This is a genomic window from Spirochaeta isovalerica (genome assembly GCF_014207565.1).
GTDB lineage: Bacteria > Spirochaetota > Spirochaetia > DSM-2461 > DSM-2461 > Spirochaeta_F > Spirochaeta_F isovalerica.
Genome location: NZ_JACHGJ010000008.1, coordinates 23,346 through 42,800, shown reverse-complemented (window position 1 = coordinate 42,800; position 19,455 = coordinate 23,346). Strand labels below are relative to the sequence as shown.

General features: G+C 46.2%; 12 protein-coding genes and 2 tRNA genes. 8 read left to right on the top strand and 6 right to left on the bottom strand.

Annotation, left to right across the window (positions count from 1 at the left end):
- Positions 1 to 132 precede the first annotated feature (132 nt).
- The 4 genes from HNR50_RS17245 to HNR50_RS17230 all read left to right on the top strand — a co-directional run bounded on the left by HNR50_RS17245 (position 133) and on the right by HNR50_RS17230 (position 6,380).
- Positions 133 to 1,632 carry an ATP-binding cassette domain-containing protein gene (locus tag HNR50_RS17245; protein ID WP_184748042.1) on the top strand — a complete coding sequence of 500 codons (1,500 nt, stop codon included), beginning with the start codon at positions 133 to 135 and terminating at the stop codon, positions 1,630 to 1,632.
- Positions 1,633 to 1,648: 16 nt separating this feature from the next.
- Positions 1,649 to 3,085 (top strand): sugar ABC transporter permease, encoded by a 1,437-nt coding sequence (locus HNR50_RS17240; protein ID WP_184748041.1) that lies wholly within the window; start codon positions 1,649 to 1,651, stop codon positions 3,083 to 3,085.
- Positions 3,086 to 3,204: 119 nt separating this feature from the next.
- Positions 3,205 to 4,392, top strand: coding sequence for a substrate-binding domain-containing protein (locus tag HNR50_RS17235; RefSeq protein ID WP_184748040.1), 1,188 nt, complete (start codon positions 3,205 to 3,207; stop codon positions 4,390 to 4,392).
- A gap of 125 nt (positions 4,393 to 4,517) precedes the next feature.
- A complete protein-coding gene (locus HNR50_RS17230; RefSeq protein WP_184748039.1) occupies positions 4,518 to 6,380 on the top strand; it encodes a methyl-accepting chemotaxis protein in 1,863 nt (620 codons plus the stop codon).
- Between the two features lie 73 nt (positions 6,381 to 6,453).
- On the opposite strand, the gene HNR50_RS17225 is transcribed toward HNR50_RS17230, so the two are convergent.
- Positions 6,454 to 11,889 (bottom strand): ATP-binding protein, encoded by a 5,436-nt coding sequence (locus HNR50_RS17225; protein ID WP_184748038.1) that lies wholly within the window; start codon positions 11,887 to 11,889, stop codon positions 6,454 to 6,456.
- A 230-nt stretch (positions 11,890 to 12,119) separates the two neighbouring features.
- Between HNR50_RS17225 and HNR50_RS17220 the strand changes: the two genes are divergently transcribed.
- The 3 genes from HNR50_RS17220 to HNR50_RS17210 all read left to right on the top strand — a co-directional run bounded on the left by HNR50_RS17220 (position 12,120) and on the right by HNR50_RS17210 (position 13,008).
- Positions 12,120 to 12,788, top strand: coding sequence for a BUD32 family EKC/KEOPS complex subunit (locus HNR50_RS17220; protein WP_184748037.1), 669 nt, complete (start codon positions 12,120 to 12,122; stop codon positions 12,786 to 12,788).
- A 69-nt stretch (positions 12,789 to 12,857) separates the two neighbouring features.
- A tRNA-Gln gene (locus HNR50_RS17215) sits at positions 12,858 to 12,929 on the top strand.
- Between the two features lie 6 nt (positions 12,930 to 12,935).
- Positions 12,936 to 13,008 (top strand) — tRNA-Met (locus HNR50_RS17210).
- A gap of 76 nt (positions 13,009 to 13,084) precedes the next feature.
- Here the strand turns inward: HNR50_RS17210 and HNR50_RS17205 are convergent.
- Positions 13,085 to 14,023: a DUF5692 family protein gene (locus HNR50_RS17205; RefSeq protein WP_184748036.1), complete on the bottom strand. Its 939-nt coding sequence runs from the start codon at positions 14,021 to 14,023 to the stop codon at positions 13,085 to 13,087.
- A gap of 184 nt (positions 14,024 to 14,207) precedes the next feature.
- Between HNR50_RS17205 and HNR50_RS17200 the strand changes: the two genes are divergently transcribed.
- Complete coding sequence (locus tag HNR50_RS17200) at positions 14,208 to 15,578, top strand: glycoside-pentoside-hexuronide (GPH):cation symporter (RefSeq protein WP_281389135.1); 1,371 nt, start codon at positions 14,208 to 14,210, stop codon at positions 15,576 to 15,578.
- A gap of 68 nt (positions 15,579 to 15,646) precedes the next feature.
- On the opposite strand, the gene HNR50_RS17195 is transcribed toward HNR50_RS17200, so the two are convergent.
- The 4 genes from HNR50_RS17195 to HNR50_RS17180 all read right to left on the bottom strand — a co-directional run bounded on the left by HNR50_RS17195 (position 15,647) and on the right by HNR50_RS17180 (position 19,405).
- Entirely contained in the window at positions 15,647 to 16,498 is an 852-nt protein-coding gene (locus HNR50_RS17195) for a class I SAM-dependent methyltransferase (RefSeq protein WP_184748034.1), read from the bottom strand.
- A 119-nt stretch (positions 16,499 to 16,617) separates the two neighbouring features.
- The gene (locus HNR50_RS17190) at positions 16,618 to 17,517 is read right to left on the bottom strand and encodes an alpha/beta hydrolase (RefSeq protein WP_184748033.1); all 900 of its coding nucleotides are present in this window, start codon (positions 17,515 to 17,517) and stop codon (positions 16,618 to 16,620) included.
- Positions 17,514 to 18,851 carry an MFS transporter gene (locus tag HNR50_RS17185; RefSeq protein ID WP_184748032.1) on the bottom strand — a complete coding sequence of 446 codons (1,338 nt, stop codon included), beginning with the start codon at positions 18,849 to 18,851 and terminating at the stop codon, positions 17,514 to 17,516. Before HNR50_RS17185 ends, HNR50_RS17190 begins: the two co-directional genes overlap by 4 nt.
- A complete protein-coding gene (locus tag HNR50_RS17180) occupies positions 18,848 to 19,405 on the bottom strand; it encodes a TetR/AcrR family transcriptional regulator (RefSeq protein WP_184748031.1) in 558 nt (185 codons plus the stop codon). Before HNR50_RS17180 ends, HNR50_RS17185 begins: the two co-directional genes overlap by 4 nt.
- Between the last annotated feature and the right edge of the window lie 50 nt (positions 19,406 to 19,455).

Here is a 19,455-nt window from a genome sequence, read left to right as displayed (position 1 = left end):
AAGTATTTAATATCTATTTTAATTCTCAATACTGGATTCGGAATTAGGTATTAATTTTCTGTTAAGACTTAAGAAAAATGAAAGGCTAAATACATTTAGAGGTGTTTTTTGGAAAACGATATTTTATTGCGAATGAAATCAATTACGAAGACATTCCCCGGTGTAAAAGCGCTTGATGATGTGGATATCTCAGTCAAAAAAGGAGATATCCATTTTATCGTAGGCGAAAATGGTGCCGGAAAATCAACATTGATGAAAGTACTTAGCGGTATCTACCCTCATGGTTCCTACGACGGAGATATTATCTTTGACGGGCAAATCAAACGATTTCACGGAATCAAAGATTCAGTTTCTGACGGTATAGTCATTATAAATCAGGAACTGGCGCTCTTCCCGAACCTGACGGTTTACGAAAATGTTTTTGTCGGTCATGAGATTCATAACAAATTATCGGTTATGAGCTGGGACGAAACGAAAAAAGAAGCTAAGAAGTATCTGGACATGGTCGGTCTCGATGTTGATCTTTACAGTCTTGTCGGTCTGCTGGGTGTGGGGAAGCAGCAATTAATTGAAATTGCCAAGGCGTTGAGTCAGAACGTAAAGCTCCTCATTCTGGATGAGCCCACAGCGGCCTTGAATGAAGACGACAGTGAAAACCTGCTGAACCTCCTTCTGGAGTTGAAAAAGCAGGGGCTCACTTCTATTATGATTTCCCACAAGTTAAAAGAAGTGGAGGCCATTGCAGACTCCATTACTGTTTTGCGGGACGGAAAAACCGTTGCAGCCATGACTAAAGATGAGGCGAATGAACAGACCATAATTAAAAACATGGTCGGTCGGGAGATTGAGGATATATTCCCCAAGAGGCCCGAATACAAAGGTGGACCTGTTGTACTGGAAACGGTTCATCTGAATGCTTTCGATACTTCGCTTAATCGTTATATTGTCAGCAATTCCAACATAAAAGTTCATAAAGGTGAAGTTGTCGGTATAGCCGGATTAATGGGCGCGGGCAGAACAGAGCTGGCTCACAGTATCTTTGGAAATCCCAAGAAATACAAATTATCGGGAAGCACAATCGTTTTCGGGAAAGCGCTGAAACTGAATTCTCCCAAAAAAGCCATTGAAGCGGGTATCGCTTATGTTTCGGAAGACAGAAAAAAAGACGGACTGATTCTGGAAGAGACCATCGGGCAGAATATTACTGTCTCGGCGTTAAAAAAGATTTCCAGAATGGGGATTATCAATTTTCTTTCACAAAACAGATATGCTGAAAAATATGTGAAGGATATCGACATCCGTACTCCATCGGTTCTTCAGCAGGTAAAAAATCTGAGTGGAGGAAATCAGCAGAAAGTTCAGGTCAGCAAATGGCTGTTTGCCGAACCGAAAATTCTCATATTGGATGAACCCACCCGAGGTATCGATGTCGGGGCGAAATATGAAATTTATACGATTATTAACGATTTGGTTGCCAAGGGAATGAGCATAATCATAATTTCTTCGGAGCTTCCGGAGATTTTAGGTATGTGTGACAGGATCTATGTTATCGCTGAGGGTGTTCAGACTGCAGAATTCGATATCAAAGATGCCACACCTGAAAAAATTATGCATAGCGCAACAACAGCTTAGGAATTTAGGAGAAATTATGACTGAGAATACTAACGTATTTAAAAGAATCGGATGGTCGATTTACAAATATTTCCTCACGATAATATCAATGTTCAGAACAAATATCAGAGATTACGGGATGTTTGTCGCATTGATCTTTATTTTTATCGTTTTCGGATTTATGACTAATTGGGTCTTTATGGGACCGTTCAACTTTACCAACCTGATGAATCAAACGGCTTATGTTGCCGTTCTCGCTGTAGGTATGACTCTCGTTATCGTTACCAGGCAGATCGACTTGTCGGTTGGATTTCTGGGAGCCTTCTCGGGAGCCTATGTCGTCGTCGCAGTAGAGACAGGCGGGCAATCGGTTCCCATGGCATTGCTGGGAGCCCTGGGGATTGCCGTTTTCGTTGGTATCATAAAAGGTTTTTTTATAGCAAAGATCAAAGTTCCATCATTTGTTGTGACTCTTGCGGGAATGTTTATTTTCAAAGGTTTCCTGTTTATCAAAACCGGTAACAGAACCATTTCAACGACTAATGAGTTCTTTCTTCAGATCGGAACCGGTTATTTACCGACAGTTGAAAAAAACGGATATGATATTGTTACTCTCATCATTGGGGTTTTTATCCTGATTGCGGTTATCCTGTCGGGAATGTCCAGCCGGAAAAAGCACAAAAGGTTGAATATTCCCAGTGAAAAAATGGAAATCTTTATCACAAAGCTTTTCGTCCTGAGTTTAATCATCGGCTATTTGACTTATGTTTTCAGTGCCAATAAAGGCATATCCTACCTGTTGCTGATAACTGTTGCAATTGTCGCCATTTATCACTTTATGACGACTCAGACAACCCTGGGCAGACGGATATATGCAGTGGGAGGGAATCCCGAAGCAGCAGAGCTTTCCGGAATCAATGTCGAAATGATCTTAATCATCGTTTTCATCTCTATGGGGATTATGGCTATGTTTTCCGGTGTTATGTATGTTTCCCGTCTTCAGAACGCTTCGCCGAAACACGGTCCGTTCTGGGAATTGTATGCAATCGCAGCTGCGTTTATCGGTGGAACAAGTGCCAGCGGCGGTATCGGTAAAGTCGTCAATGCCGTGGTCGGCGCCATTGTAATCATGTCTCTAAAGAACGGAATGGCTCTTGCGGGAATTGACGCTAACATCGAACCGATCATTCTCGGTGGTGTATTACTGCTTGCCGTTGTATTTGACATCTATACAAGAAATGTTAATGCGGTCGACATGGTCGGAATCCATTACGCGAAAAGACAGTACAAAGAGGATTTTGCAGCAGCGAAAGCCAACTTTGCCAAAGCAAAATCTGAACTAAAAGCGGCAAGAAGTGAAAACCGTGAAAACCTTATCGAATTCGAGTATGAGTTTACTAATGCTCAGGGTGAGTTTAACAGGATTAAAGACAAAATCAGAGGAAGCCGGGAAGCTGATTTTGCCCGGGCTTAAATTATAGAAACTGGATTTAGAGTGTTGCATTCGCTCCAAGCGGATGCATGCACTTTAGTAATAGAAAAAATTGCAGAAAAACTAATAATCTGTAATTTAAATTTCAAGAGGAGATTTGTATGAAACGTGTTTTACTATCGCTACTGATTTTAGTAGTCGCAACAGGGTTTACATTCGCCAGTGGTGGACAGGATTCCGGTGGAGTTAAAATCGGTGTCGTATTACCCGATGCATCTGAAGAAAGATGGGCAAACCAGGATGGTGCTTTCTTTAAGAAAGAACTGGATGCTCTTGGTGCCGGTTATGAATATGAGATTCTCTTTTCTGAAGGTGATGAGTCCAAAGAAAAGCAGAATGTTGAAGCATTGATCGCCAGAGGTGCAAAAGTTATTATTATCACTTCTCAGGGATCCGGTGCATCAGCTGTTGCTGCCGCTCACGCAGAAGACGTAGTTGTTATCGCTCACGACCGTATGGCAAAATCCTCTAACGACGTAGCTGACTACTACACAACTTTCAACAGCTGGAATGTTGGTAAAGCAATGGGTAAACACCTTGTAGACGCAGCTCTGGCAGAAGGCGTTACTCCCGACAACAAAGCGGACCTGGCAATCTTCGCAGGACGTGTTGCTGACTGGCCCAACGCTACATACTTCTTCGGCGGTGCCTTTGAAGAACTGCAGCCCAACCTCGATCTTTTCCATATTGTAAACCAGGATGCAGCGGCTTTCGAAGCACTTGATCTGTACACTGAAGCTACATTCGATGACGCTGCCAAAGACGCTCTCCAGGGAGCTATGCAGTCAATCGATACTGACTGGAACCCTGAAACTGCAGGAATCAAAGCTGCCGGTGTTGTTGCTCAGATTAACAAAATGTCTGACAAAGTATTTGTTCTGGCTCCCAATGATGACACATCTGCTGCTATCAGACTCGAGTTTGCAAAAATGGCTACACCTTATGCAAAATACTACACAACAGGTCAGGATGCTTCCAACGTAACTCTTGCCAGCCTTATGGGCGACACTGTTACCGGTAAAGGTACTCAGACAATGACAGTATTCAAAGATGTTTCCAAACTGGTACACGATTCTGTAATGATCGCAAAGAACATTGTAGATGGTAAACCCGGACTGACAGGACTGACCAGCGGACCTTCTATCGATGGTGCTCAGACAGCTTATTCTCCCATCGACACACTGCTGGCTTCTAATCCTCAGCTGACTTACGACACAATTTTTGCAACTGGTTACAAGGATGAGAATCATCCTGACTTTGCTGATATCGATTTCAGCCCTTACAAATAATCGTATCGTAAATAGATAATAAAAATACCTTAGAGCCTGGCTTTAAGGTATTTTTTTTCGAATAAAAGGGGAGGATTTTCCGTGTTATACTGTAATTGCGTCATAGGCCTGTATGAGGATACTTTATGAAGATCAAAAATAAACTGCTATTTCTAATTTTCTCTCTTCTGGCTTCCATGATCATTACAGTTGCTGTTTTTCTGGGATTCCAGCAAGTGGTTAATGTTATCGAAGGAGAAAAAGCGGAGCTTCTCTCATTAAAAGACAGAGTTCTCAATGAGCAGAAGGAACTCTCATTTTTTCTTTACAATGATGTCATTATTCTGAATCAGCTGGATGAGCTCAATAAAGCTATCGCGGAAAAGGAAGTGGTTCTGGAAAATGTCAACAAGATGAAGCTTCTCTCTTCCCTCAATGATAAGGTGGCAACCGCCTTAAGGCGGATTGTGCTTCTCGATGAATTGCAGGTAGAAGCCCAGGATAAACTCAGAGCGGATATAAAAGAATTATTGAATGTCGCCGATAGGGTTTTTTCTGTAAAAGTCCAGGGTATAAGTACAACCTTTACATTCAACATGGCTCTTTCAGACAGTTTTACCGGACTTGAAGGCTATAGAGATCTGAACACCATTATCTACAGGACAAAAACTCAGATTTCGGCACTTTACGAAGCTCTGGAAGGTTCCCAGGTTACGATCGAGGAACAGTACGATATTATCGATGAACAGATTGAGTACTATACCAGGCTCGGATATTATATTTCAGCCGGTTTCGCCATAATCGTCATGATTCTGTCCATTGTCATTTCATTCCTTATCGCCAACAGGATTGCCGGATCAATCAACATTCTGAAAAAAAGTCTGTCGGTCATGGCTTCCGGAGATCTGACAAATGAAATAAGAACGACAGCTAAAGACGAAGTCGGTCAACTGAGCCAGGATATGAGTCAATTTCAAACCGGGCTTAACCGTTCTCTCAAGACTATTAAAGAAATCTCCAATGTAAACAGCGAAGTAAAAGAGGAGTTGATCGCCACTGCTTCCGAGACATCTTCCGCTGCTGTTGAAATTTCAGCGAATATCAACTCCATCAGCACGCAGATGTCGTCGCTTGATGAAAACATATCTCTTTCCAATAAAGAGGCGCTGGATATAGCTTCCTATATTTCCGAATTAAGCGACCACATAAATGAACAGCTTGTTATGGTCGAGCAGTCCACCGCTTCCATTACGGAGATGATCGCTTCCATTGCAAACGTATCCAAATTGACTTTGAACAACCAGAGCGTCATCGGCGAGCTGGTGGATACTGCCAATGAAGGGGATTTGAGGCTGACCGAGACGACGGGGATTATCGAAGATATTAATTCATCTGTGAATGATATAAACAATATGGCCGGTATCATTCAGAATATATCCTCCCAGACCAATCTTCTGGCCATGAATGCCGCCATCGAAGCGGCGCATGCCGGCGATCAGGGAAAAGGATTCGCCGTCGTCGCAGACGAAATACGGAAACTTGCCGAAGCATCGGCAACCAATACAAAAGAGATCTCCAAAACATTGAAAGGCATTATCGGAAGAATAGAAGACGCTTCCCGGGCCGGGCAGAGCACCAGAGACGCCTTCAATTATATAAACCAGAAAATCAGCACGGTCTCGGAAGCTCTGCTCACCGTTTCATCCAGTACTGATGAACTCAATGTGGGCGGGCAGCAGATTCTCGAAGCCATGTCGAGCCTGAGAGATACCTCTTCACTGGTAAAAGACAAATCCGATGTTGTAAAAACGGGCTCCGGGTCGGTAAACGAACTGATGGGCTCGGTTTCCCGGATTTCGGGTATCGTCACTAATGCCATAACCGAGGTGAATATCGGATTCAATGAAGTATCCGACGCCGTCGCCGGATTGAAAATGTTATCCGATCGAATCGGAGAAGTCGGTGAGCAGCTGATTTCTGAAGTCAATCATTTCAGGACAGATTCGTAATATTCTACACCTTATTATTCACATGAAAGCGACCCGGGGAAAGTTTCCCCCGGGTTTGGACATTGCCGGCTTATCAGCTGAACTTCTTCATTCCCGCTTCTAACTGTTCAATGATATAGGGCCTGAGCTGAGATGCCCCGATTATATCGTCTATCGAACCGACCTTTCTGGCTCTTTCCACGGAATGAATTTTATCAAACTTGTCCGCCAGCTCTTTCTGCTTCTCGTTGTAAACGCTGTTGAAAAGCTCCTGGTATTCTCTGGGCGAGCATTTCCCTTTGTTAAGGGCTTTCTGTTTGGCAATGACTCTTTCATCCTTGTAGGCTTCCCGCGATACGGTTTTCGGGAAAACAACAGCTGCCGCCGGGGCACCTCCGATAACAGAGGCGAAAGAACCTTCGAGCGCTGCTGAACGAATATTGGGATTGAGCGATTTGGAGAACACGACGTAAGCCCCACCGTGATATCGGGCGATGACGACGAAAACGATCGGCCCGTCATAGTTGACCATGGCCCGTCCGATTTCAGCACCGTACTCCAGCTGTAGCTGGCGGAGCGATTCGGGAGACCCGTCGAATCCCGAGAGGTTCGCCAGAACGACCAGAGGCACCCGTCCGGAGAAGGCATTGATGCCCCGGGCGATTTTCTTCGATGACTGGGGGAAGAGGGTACCCCCGGACCAGTTTTCCGGCCCGTTGAAGGGAATGGAACCGATTCTCGATATGTTGCGGCTCTCTATGCTGATAAGCCCTACGGCATAACCGCCGATTCTCGCCTCCCAGACAACCGCGGTATCAGCCTGTTCCATAGCCCGCCAGCGCTCGAGATGATCGCAGTCCTTATCGACAACGGACTTCATGACCTGTCGTATGTCAAAGGGTTTTTTTCTGTCGGGATTCTTCTCTATGCTGAAGATATCTCCCACATTGACAAAACCCTGCCCGAGAAAATCCTTGTAGGGGAATAGGGATATGTCTCTGTCCCGCGCGTCGGAAGTTTTTCTGACGGCGGGGAAACGGGATCCCGGTTCGGAGTACATCAGGTTGTAATGATTGAAGAGCACCCTGTAAGCTTCAGTAATATCGTTCACTCTGATCTGGGACTGCCCGTTGGGTCCCATGATTTTTTCCGCGCCTCCTATGTCGAGGTTGTTGTCTCCGGAAACACTTCCCGAAAAATCGAGAGCTTTTTTTCCGGTTAGCAGTAGCGATGCCTGTTTGGTCATTATCAGAAGTCCCCGGGTGTGCATCAGCATGGTCGCTTCGGCGTTCCAGTAGGACTGGGCCCCTACATTGATATCGGGAACGATGATGTTGATCTCCCCTCCGGCCTGAGTGAACTCTATAATCCGCTTGAGGGTTCTGGCTGTCCAGTCGAGGTTCTCCGTTCCGCTTTCCATATTTATCTTGGCTCCCGACGATATGGGAATCCATTCCACGGGAATATTCTCCCTTTCCGCCAGATCGAGAGCGGCGTTGATGCGGCTGCTCTCCGGCTCGGCGAGGCTTCCCAGATCTTTGGTCGGGTCGGCGAGAATGATGACTCTCCTGATCCAGATTCCCAGAACTTCAGACTGATTGGAGATGAGACCGAAAACGATATTGGAACTGTTGAGTCCCGGTTCGCGGCCTTTGACCGAGGTAATCTCTCCATCGATCAGATCGTATTCCTCAAATTCCCCTTTGGGCATCTCGCTGTGAATGGGATAGCCTGAAAAGGTGAGCATTTTAATAAATTCGTAGGGGTAGATGACATTTCTCTGCCGAGCGCGCACCACATTGGACGTGTAGCTGTCCAGCGCTTTGAGAGGCGCTGTGGAGGGTTTTCTTCCGCTAACAGAATACTGTTCGTGGGTCACATGGGAGAAGATCAGTTCCAGGTCGCGGATGCTGTTTTCGTTGCGTTTGATGCGTCTGGTAAGGAAAACGAGTCTCTGCATTCCCAGGCCTGTAGCCATTTTAACGAACTTTTTCTCCAGATCTTTCATCTGGGGAAGCCGGAGATTCATAAGGCTTCTGTTGTGGATGATAACGCGGTTCCACTGAAGCCTGTATTTATGTCTGGCCTGTACCGCTCTCATGGCGTAGGCCGCTTCTGTAAGAGCCGATTCGAATTCCACAAGTTCCTTAACCCTACCGCTTGTGGTTATGACGATTTCCGAAATAGAGATGGAAGAGTAGGCGAAGAGCCGGACATCCTTCTCATTAGCCTTGGATCTTACTTCGAGAAGAGTCACATAATCGCTTTTATAGACTATTTCCGTATCGAAATCACGGAGACGGAAAACTCTCAGTTCTCTGAACTGAACGGGGGAGAACCCTCTTCTCAGCGTATCTTCGACCCATTGTTCCTTCCAATGGTAGGTGAGGAAGTCATATACTTTCCCCTCGGGATAGATTCCGATCGCGATGAATTCAGAGGATTCTCCCGCTTTCTGGCTGATCATTTCAATCAGCCTGTCTTTATTGACATCGCTGCCGTAGGTTTTTATAAAGAGGATGATTTCCGGTTTGGAGCTGCCGGTTTTTTTTATCAGTTTTTCCAGGGGAAGCGAAGTCAGTCTGTCAATGCCGTTAACGGCTGCGGTAAGACAGTGCTTCGTTCTGCCCTTTTCCCTGTATACTATGTGAGAGACGTAAAAATCATCTTCCTGGACTATGGATTTTTCAATGATGTCCCTGTCCCTGTTCAGATGGGTTCCCAGAATCCTTAAGGGAATGTGTGTTCTCTCCGCATCATCTTCAATTATCAGATTGACCAGATCCCGAACGATAATGCTTCCCGAATCGGCCAGTTCGTTTATCTCATTCTCCACCCGGTCCTCTCTCGTGACGTTCAGCCGGGAAATGAGCTCGTTGACCGCCTCCAGATGTGTATCGTCTTTCCGGCGCCTTTTTATGCTGTTGATTTTCTGGTACATAAGATGAAGGGCCATATCGACTATCGAATTGGAGTGGTCCATATAGAGGGCGATGACCTCGTTTATGACAGATGTAAATCTCTTATGAGTCTCATCGGGAAAGGATAGATCCTGCATTCGGAAGAGCATTTCCGAAATCAGTTTCATTTTCAATTCGAGAATATTGCGGGATTTGAAGATATGGAACAGCGCATGATTTTCATCGGGAACACCGTAACATTCGATTGCCATTTTCAGATTATTGACAAACTCATCGGGGAGGCCTTTTTCCTTATCCCTGTCGCTTCTGAAATAGTGTGTCAGCATTTCCTGATAGGTCAGCGGCCTTGTAAAACCGGTTGTCTCAACCTCAACGGACTGAAAAAGCCTTTCCACAATATTACCGTATTCCAGAGCCTGGAGAAAGAGATCGGTCAGACCGGTGTAGGAAGAGAGATCATCGAGAATCGTTTCCGGCTTCTCCCGGTGATCATAACCCAGAAAAATTCCCAGAAGCTCACCTTTCAGCGATGCGTAACGTTCCTCATCGCTCTGTTCGGAGGATTTCCAGTTTACCGGAGGAGCTTTAGCTTCCGTAGACGATTCTCCCTGCTCAGCCGATTCCATCAGTATCAGCTTCTGTCCGGCCGAAACCTGTTCGCCCGCTGAAACGGAAATTTCTTTGATAATCCCGTCGGAAGGAGCCTTCAGAAGCATTTCCATCTTCATGGCTTCCAGAACACCCAGGACGTCATCTTTTCTGACTTCCTTTCCCGGTTCGCAATTGACAGCCAGAACGATTGCCGGTGAGGGGGACCTGACCCATCCCCCGGAATCGCTTTCAATCATGACTGGCGTGCCGTCGATCTCGCACTGAAGCTGATCTCCCCGCGCTATGAGTAGAACATCCCAGCGGCGGTCTTTGTAGATGAGAACGCCGCGGTTATCTTCGATCAGGCTTTTGCACCGGATTATTTTATCTCCCAGATTCAGTTCATAGGAGTTTTCTCCCAGTTGCCTGACAAGGAAAGTATAGCTGTTTCCCTCAGCGCCCAGAGTGACTTCATATCCTGTATTCTCAGGCAGGATACGGGGGCGGCCGATTCTGATCAACTGCTGCTTGAAGCTGGAATAATCTCTTTTGTACTGGAGGAAATGCTGTTGGATGGCTCCGGCTATAAGAGCGGCTTCCAGTTTTTCCCTGTCCGCCTTTCTTCTACCCGATGCGAGCATCTCTTCGACATATCCTGTATGAATCCCGCCTTTGATGATCTCTTTCTGACCGAGCAGTTCGAGCAGAAAGGCTTTGTTGGTGGTTCCGTTATCGATAGCCACCGTCATTTCGTTCAGAGCCCGCTTCAGCCGGGACATGGCTTCTTTTCTCGTGGAGCCGTGGGCAATGATCTTTCCGACCATGGAGTCAAAATCGGAGGGAATGAGCGAGCCCTGAATAATGCCCGAATCGACTCTGATTCCCGCGCCGGCCGGCGGGATAAAGAGGGTAACCTGTCCGGGGGCGGGACTGAAGTTCCGGTCCGGATCCTCGGCATTCAGCCGCACTTCCATGACCGCTCCCGACGGTGCCGCGCTGCTGAGATCGCATTCCTTTCCCATAGCCACATCGATCTGTCCTTTGACCAGATCTATCTGGTACAGCGTTTCGGTTATGGGGTGCTCCACCTGGAGCCTTGTGTTGACTTCCATAAAGTAGAAAGCCTTCCGGTTCAGATCGTAGAGATATTCAACAGTTCCCGCACCGACATATTCCGCCGCTTTTATCAGTCTGGCAGCAGCGGCTTCCATATGGGCAACGATTTTTTGTGGCAGATTCGGTGGCGGAGTCTCTTCAATGATTTTCTGATTTTTCCTCTGCGCGGAACAATCCCTGGCTCCGAAGGTATTGATATGCCCGTGGGAATCGGCCAGGACCTGAACTTCCAGGTGGCGGCCCTTTTCAACCAGGAGCTCTATGAAGACTACGTCGTTACCGGTAATCCGGATCGTTTCCTCTTTGGCTGAATTGTACTGAGTCTCCAGTTCTTCGGGCGTCCGGACGAAACGGATTCCCCGGCCGCCGCCGGCATTGGCCGCTTTGACGATTACGGGATAACCTATCTTCTCTGAAATCTTCTTCGCTTCGTCGAGAGTTTTTACGGCTCCGCGGCTCCAGGGGAGAATGGGCACTTCGGCCTTATCTGCCAGTTCCTTTGCAGCTATTTTGTCTCCGAGAAGGGCCATGGCAGTACTGGACGGACCCATAAATGCCAGACCCGCTTCTTCGACTTTGGCGACGAATTCCGCGTCCTCCGAAACAAAACCCCATCCGACCCAGAGAGCCTGGCAATCAGCGGTCTTTAAAGCCTGCAGCATCAGATCATGGTCCAGATAGGGGCTCTGTTGTTTCCCCGGAAAGAGGGAAAGGGATGAAAGGGGCAGATTGAAATCAGCCTGATTGACGAAGGGAGCATTCTCTTCTTTATCTATATAAAAGGCGACGGTTTTGAGTTCCGTGCCGTGTAAATCGTTGTATTCCTTAACAGCGCGGATAAAGCGGAGGGCCGCTTCGCCTCTGTTGAGAATCCCGATCCGGTGGTTTTTCTCCAAATTCATAATGTACTCCTTAGGTCCTATATGTGCTCTGTCCTCGAGCCTCGTTCTGCGGTAAGTCCTCATTGGCGAGCTATATGTATACGACCAGCCTTTTTGCTGGTAAATAGTGTAATCCCTTTTTATTTTTTTTATAATGACAAAAAAACATAAAATGTAAAAAAAGATTTATGATTTCATGAAAAGCCGATTTCTGCTTTAATGAAAACCGAATCCAAAAGAGGGAGAGCAGAGTGAATTTTGATATATCATCAGCTGCAGGGGAAACTGTAGAAACGCCGATTGGAAAACTGAAAATCATCAAATTTTTAGGAAAAGGGAAGTCCGGTTATTCCTATCTGGCGAAAAGGGGAGAGGAGTCCTTTGTTCTCAAACTGATGCACTATGAAGAAGTCAGCTGCTATTCCTTCGACGATGCCAATAAGGTTGATCTGGAAGCTGAAGCCTACAGGACTCTTATCTCTCTGGGAATATCCGTTCCCCGGTTGTATCTGTCGGTTCCTGAAGAACACTATCTTATAAAGGAATTCATCGATGGACCGGTGGCGACTGATTTTATCAAGGAAGAACTCTTATCACCGGCGATTCTGAAACAGCTCTTTGAAATGTCATCCAGACTTGAAAGCAAAGGGATCAATATCGATTATTTCCCCAATAATTTCGTTCTGAATGGCGATAAACTGTATTATATCGATTATGAAATCAATACCTATAAGGAAGACTGGAACCTGGAGAACTGGGGGATCTGGTACTGGGCCAACAGCCGGGGGATGAAACTGTTCGGCGAAACGGGAGACGCGTCTCATATCAATGCCGATCCCGACAAAGGCCTTCCCCATAAGGAACCGTTCAGGACTGTCATTGAGGAGTGGATTAATACCTATTCCTCTGCTAAAAAATGATAAATTTATTTAGAAAAGGGGATTTACACGAAGGCTGATTTTCGTTTATTATTCGCAAGGTATCAAGTTATCCCGGTAGTGTAATTGGCAACACTGCAGATTCTGGTTCTGCCTTTGGGGGTTCGAGTCCTCCCCGGGATGTCACATGGTGGCGTAGCTCAGTTGGTAGAGCAATCGGCTCATATCCGGTCGGTCAGGGGTTCAAGTCCCTTCGCCACTATAAATACTTAAAAAGCTTCCTTTCCGGGAAGCTTTTTGCTTTATAACAACCTTGCGAAAGGACTTGAACCGGGATATCAAACCGAGGCTGTATCAGCCAGTGCCGCCCGGTATGACGGTGTATCACTGTAAATCTCAGAATGAAGTGGATTCAGTTTATTTCTGATAATCTTTCTCAACTGATAAATAAACAACGCCGCATTAGCGATAAGGGCTATCAGGCTGAGGGTAAAAAACACCTTCGGATTATGTGTTGTCGGAACAGGGGCGATCCTGTCTGCAAAAGAAGGAACCGTCATAACAAACATAATCCACAAGGCCAGGGTCGAAGCCCTGTGCTGCAGCCAGGCGCCTTTTTTGATCAAGAAAGCCGGTATGGTACAGGATAGGAGGAGAGTCAATCCGCAATAGAAAGAATGATCGGCGATGGCGTTGTAGGTATAGGCAAAATTCCACAGGTCATAGGCAATGATCCAGGGCCATATCATATCAGGCCAGATCATATCTCTGCTTTTGTCTTTTGAGAGAACAATGCCGGCCCAACCCGAGATTGTCAGAATATTGAGAAGACCCGCAATGCCGTTCATTATATTCCAGGGGCCGGACATGACCCACAAATGATCGATATAAGCGCCGTCCCATAGGCGAAAACTATATATCTGGAAGTCTCTGATAACCGCTTCCAGAATATTCAGTGCCAGTATCAGCGGGGGAAAGAGCCGCGCGAAACTTTTTTTTGACAATCCGGGTACAAAACGGATAGCGAAAAAACCGAGCACTCCCGCCAAAGCGGAATAGGTTTTTACCCAGTTAAACCATGTGCCGGTGCCGTATTCATTACCGGGGGCTGCTGTCGTCGGCCAGACAAAAATGGTCAGAAGCAGCGGCAGGATCAGAAAAAGAGCTAATGTACCCCATTTTGTTCTTCTTCCCAGTTCATTGAGCCCCATAAGGGCAAACAGAATAAGCAGCATGATGGCCCAGTTAGCCAAGCCCGGTATGTCGTATAATCCCATAAGTTCCTCTTTTTCTAGAAAAATCCATTGAGGATTATGACATACCTTTTAATACTGAACAAATAAAAAATAAAATGATTCTTCAACCTTCCAAAAAAAAGCCCCGGCAGCAAAAAAAAGTATCTTTTCCACGGTTTGTATTCCTATAATGAAGTAACAGAATTCTGTCCGGGAGATGAACATTTTGGATTCCAACAACAGACGCAACCACTACACTTACGGATTGGGAACAATAGGGCGGGATATGATCTATGCCCTTATCAGCATGTATCTCATGTATTTTCTCACTGATATTCTGGATCTTTCTACAGGAACTCTCTGGTGGATTACCGGAATCATTCTCTTCGCCAGAGTTTTCGATGCGCTCAATGATCCGGTTATGGGAATAATTGTTGACAATACCGAGCATCGGTATGGAAAGTTTAAGCCCTGGATTGCCCGAGGCGCCTTTCTTTCCGGTATCCTGACAATTCTGCTTTTCACCGACTTCGGTCTGAAGGGTCCGGCTTTCGTCGTTCTCTTCTTTTTTCTCTATCTTGGCTGGGGTCTTACCTACACGGCTAACGATATCGCCTACTGGTCCATGCTGCCGTCCCTGACGCTCGATCAGAAGGAGAGGGAGAAGATGGGAGCCTTCGCCCGTATCTGCGCCAATATCGGCTTATTCTCGGTTGTCGCGGGGATTGTTCCCCTTACCAATGCTCTGGGTGCGAAGCTGGGCAGTATGACAAAAGCCTATTTTGTTTTTGTTCTGATCTGCGTTCTGATTATGTGGGCAGGGCAGAGCATTACGCTTTTCGGTGTCAAAGAGCCAAGAAATGTTTTCAACCGCGATAAAGCCACGCCTCTTAAGGAACTGTTCAGCGTTATCGTAAAGAATGATCAGCTTCTTTTCGTGGCTCTTTCCATGAGTCTGTTTATGATCGGTTATGTAACCACAACAAGCTTCGGGCTCTATTATTTTAAATATGCCTATGGAAATGAAGACATGTACGGAGTTTTCGCTCTTGTCCTCGGCGTTTCCCAGCTAGCCGCCCTGGCTCTTTTTCCTCTGTTCAGTAAGTTTTTTACCAGACGTCAGCTCTATACAGGCGGGACTGTTTTCATCGTTATCGGCTATATCCTGTTCTTCCTTTCTCCCATGAAAATTCTCTATATCGGAATTTCGGGAATTCTGCTCTTCTTCGGGCAGGCTTTTATACAGCTGCTCATTCTGATGTTTTTAGCCGATACGATCGAATACGGTCAGTGGAAGCTGGGACGGAGGAACGAGAGTATCACCTTTTCCCTTCAGCCCTTTATCAATAAGATAGGAGGCGCCGTGGGAAGCGGCGTCGTCGGTGCCGTCGTCATATTATCGGGTATTGCCGAAGCGAAGGGGCCGGAAGACGTGACACCCGAGGGACTGTGGATGATGAAATCCGCCATGCTGCTTTTTCCCCCTTTTATCATTCTGATCAGTTATTTCATTTACCGTTTCAAATATAAAATTGATAAAGATATGTACGAGAAAATTCTCGGCGATCTGAAAGAGAGGGGAGAGCTGAATATATAGGGAATCCCGGGTTAAGGCTGGACAAAAATTTTTCATCCAGCCCCCTTTTAACGGATTGGCATATCTGTTCAGTTCTTCTCAGCTATGGTAAACGTAACATTTTCTTCGGCCCGGATACTGTCTTCCGGAAACACATCCTCGTGAAAGGACAGGGCTGTAAAACCGTTCTGTTGAAGAAGCTGTTTCAATTTCCCATGATCGTAATAATGAGTCCAGAAACGATAAATACGATTCCTCTCACTGTCATCGAAAACGACATGCTGCTCCAGTATGACTTTTTCCTCTTCATAAACAAAGGAGTGGGAGAGCGCCAGATAGGGGGAATCCTTCCAGAATCCCTTCTCTGTGCAATCCCAGGAATTCGGGAACGATGTCTTATGAAATCCTCGGTCATTCAGGACATCAAAAATAAAACGTCCATCACTGTTAAGGCTTTTATGAATCATTTTCAGCAACTTTCTGTAATCATCGGGAATCAGAACCCCGAAATCGCAATAAATCATAACAATCAGGTCGTAAACGTTCTCCTTCAGTTCCAGATCCAGATAGTTGCTGCGGATATAATTTATCTTCAGTCCCTTTTCCGCCGCTGATTTTTTTGCGTAATCCAGTGAGTTCGCGGAGAAGTCCACGGCTGTTACATCATGACCCATGGAGGCAAAACGTTCGGCGTATAATCCCGGACCGCACCCCAGATCGAGAATTGACAGTTTTTCCTTTCCTGCACCGGGTGCTTTTGAACAGATCCAGTCTACTGTTTGATCTATGGATTCCGGTTTCCGGCTGGCCAGATCGAGGGTTTCATCGAGATGGACGGGAAGAAGTTGTTTTGAGATGTAGGGATCGTTCCACATTGTCGCGGTTCCGGGACTGTAGAGCTCCGGCTGTTTAATTGCGGTAAGTATATTATTAATCTTCATATATGTTCCTTCAGAGTTTCTTGAGATATTGAAATATGGTTTTAAAAGAAGATTAATAACGTTTCATAACAGATTTACTATATCGCGGAATATACGGGATTGCAAGCTTAACCGATTGCTTAAACGCCGGTGTTGTCGAGAAATCGGTAAACGACTTTGCGGTAGTTTTCCGGATCTGTTTCATAGGATTCGGCATGTCCCGCCCCGGGAACAAGATAGAGGAAAGCCGATCCCGATTTGGCTTTTTTCAAGTTTATGGAATTGGACGGCGTCGTATAGACATCGGAACTCCCGTGAATAAAAAGAACCGGGACTTTGATTTTATTCACGGCATTCAGAGCCGAGACATCACTGTAAAAGAGTCCGGCGCGAATTTTCGATATGAAATTGCCCGCATAAAGAAGGGGAAACGCAGGCATTTTGAATTGAACTTTCAGTCTGTAGCGGAACTGATCCCGGAGGCTCTGAAAAGGGCAGTCCGCAATGATAAAACCGATTCTGTCATCAATCTCTCCATGGAGAAGCGCTGTGGTGGCACCCATGGATTCGCCATGTACGCCGATCATCGTATCCCGTCCCACGCGGTTTTCTATCCAGTTGACCCAGCCGACATGATCCATCTTTTCCCTGTGTCCCATTGTACAGATCTTTCCTTCGCTCAAACCGTGGTACCGGTGATCGATCAGCAGAAGATTGAATCCTCTGTCGTGAAACATCTTCATATATTTGACAGAGCCGTAGAGCGTATAGGAGTAACCATGGCTGAGGATTATCGTCTTCTGTGATCCTTCAAGGGGATACCAGAGCCCGTGAAGCTTCAGGCCGTCGCGCGACTGGATATAAACATCCTCTTTCTCCAGGGAACGGAACCATTCATCATCGAATTTTCCCGCTTCGACTTCCGACCGGTATGATTCTTCGTAATCATGGGTTTTCGGGTTCAAGGATATTCTGGAGAGTATATATCCGGCGGCACCGGTTGCGATCAGTATGAATGCGGCTATATAAATCAGTATCATCGTGAATCCTCCCGTTCTTCTCTGAACCTGGTAAATAATAACAGAGAAATGAAACCTGTAACAGCGGCCACGAAACCGGTCATTCTTATTCCCAGATCATCGCCGGGATTTTTTCCGAGCAGAAGGATGGAGCTGAAGGATACCATGGCTATCATCTGCCCCAGTTTATTCATAAATGTCTGTACGGAAAAGAACATGGCTTCCTTATATATACCGGTTCGCTCCCCGTCTTTCTGGGCGATATCCGCGACGATGGCGTTGGGGAGGATCCCAAAGACGGCGAAACCGATGCCGGCGATGCATGCGAAGATCAGGGCCTGCAGAGAGGGGGGAAGGGGAATCAATCCCAGAAAGCCGCAATAGACATAGGCTAATATCAGAAGGATCATGGCGCCGATACACAGAGGCTTTTTTCCTATCCGGCCTGCGAGAAAATTGACAGCCGGATAAAGAGTAAAGGCTATCAGGCCGGTCATGGCTGTAATAACGGTTACCCAGGTCTCACCCATGCCCAGGAGAACTGTGACATAATACACATTGCCGGTCTGGAAAATGGTTATTGCGATCCCATAAGCCAGAAAGAAGATTTCGAAAAGCAGGAAATTCCTGTTGCCCAATGTCGATTTGAGTGCTGTGGAAAAACTCATGGGGTTGGGTTTCGATGTGACATATTTCTTTTCATCTATGGTCAATACGGGTATTAGCATAAAAGCAAATCCCGTCAGAGACAGCAAAGCGATAGATAAGCGGATAGATGTCACAAGGGTGTATCCCATGTTCTGGAAAACCGGCCAGATAAATGAAGCGGCGCTTGCGATAATATACCCGATAAACCATGTCAGGGCGATGTAAGTCGAAAGATCGAGCCTTTCCTTTTCTGTCTGCCCCAATTCCGATGTCAAAGCGAAGTAGGGAGCGACGTAAGATGTGTAGGCAACATAATAAGCCAGCAGAGTTAGAACCAGCCACAGAGAATTCAGCAGCTGATTGCCCTCTGTCGGCATGATAAAAACCATTATGGTCAGGGCTGTGAAAGGTATCACGGCTTTTCCCATAAAGGGGATCCGTCTCCCTTTTCGATGTCTGCTCCTGTCGCTCAGTGAGGCTATCCAGGGATCCGTTATTCCGTCCATCAGCCTGCCCAGCATGGTAATCAGGCCGATGACTGTGAATACCATGAAGACGGGATTCCTCGGTATATAAGCCGGCAGTTCCACTGCCTCAGGCGGGTTGTAGAACCAGACGAGCCATACCTGGATAATTCCCGATAGTATGGACCAGCCCAGCTGTCCCATTGCGTATTTCCATTTTAAAGAAACGGTCAGGTTGCTCATATGATCCGGTCTCCTGCAATTATTCCGTGAAATAGTATATCGGTGATTTCGGCGATGGATTCGGGAAAAGCTTTGTCGGATCTGAGAGAGGTTACGGCGCTTAAGTATATATCCCTGAAAAGCCGGGGATTTATTTCCCTTATGCGGCCCAGAGATATCTCCTGCTCCATTAGTCTGAAAAAGTCTTCCCAGTCCTCGCTGTACAGTCTCTCCAGATATTTGAATTCTTCAGGATATTTTCTTTTGAGCAGGCGGAGATCCTGTACCATGATCCGGGATTCCGATTCGGGCTGCACGGTAAGCAGTTTTTTCATTTTCTCCATAGAGGAAAGTCTGTCGTTGTTCAGGATCTGTTTCTGAATCTCTTTGATTCTGTTCCGTTCTTTATCGATGAGGAGACGTATGACTTCGTTCTTGGAAGAAATCCTTTTGTACAGGGTCCTTTTGCTTATTCCGAGCTCATCCGCAAGATCGTCAGTCGTAAAGTTTAATCCTCTTTTAAGGAAAGCCCGGAAAGCGGCTTCGCTTATCTGTTCTTCGGTTATTGCTTCCATAATTAGAGGATAAAATGAAAAGTAAACTATGTAAACTGAAAAAGTAAATC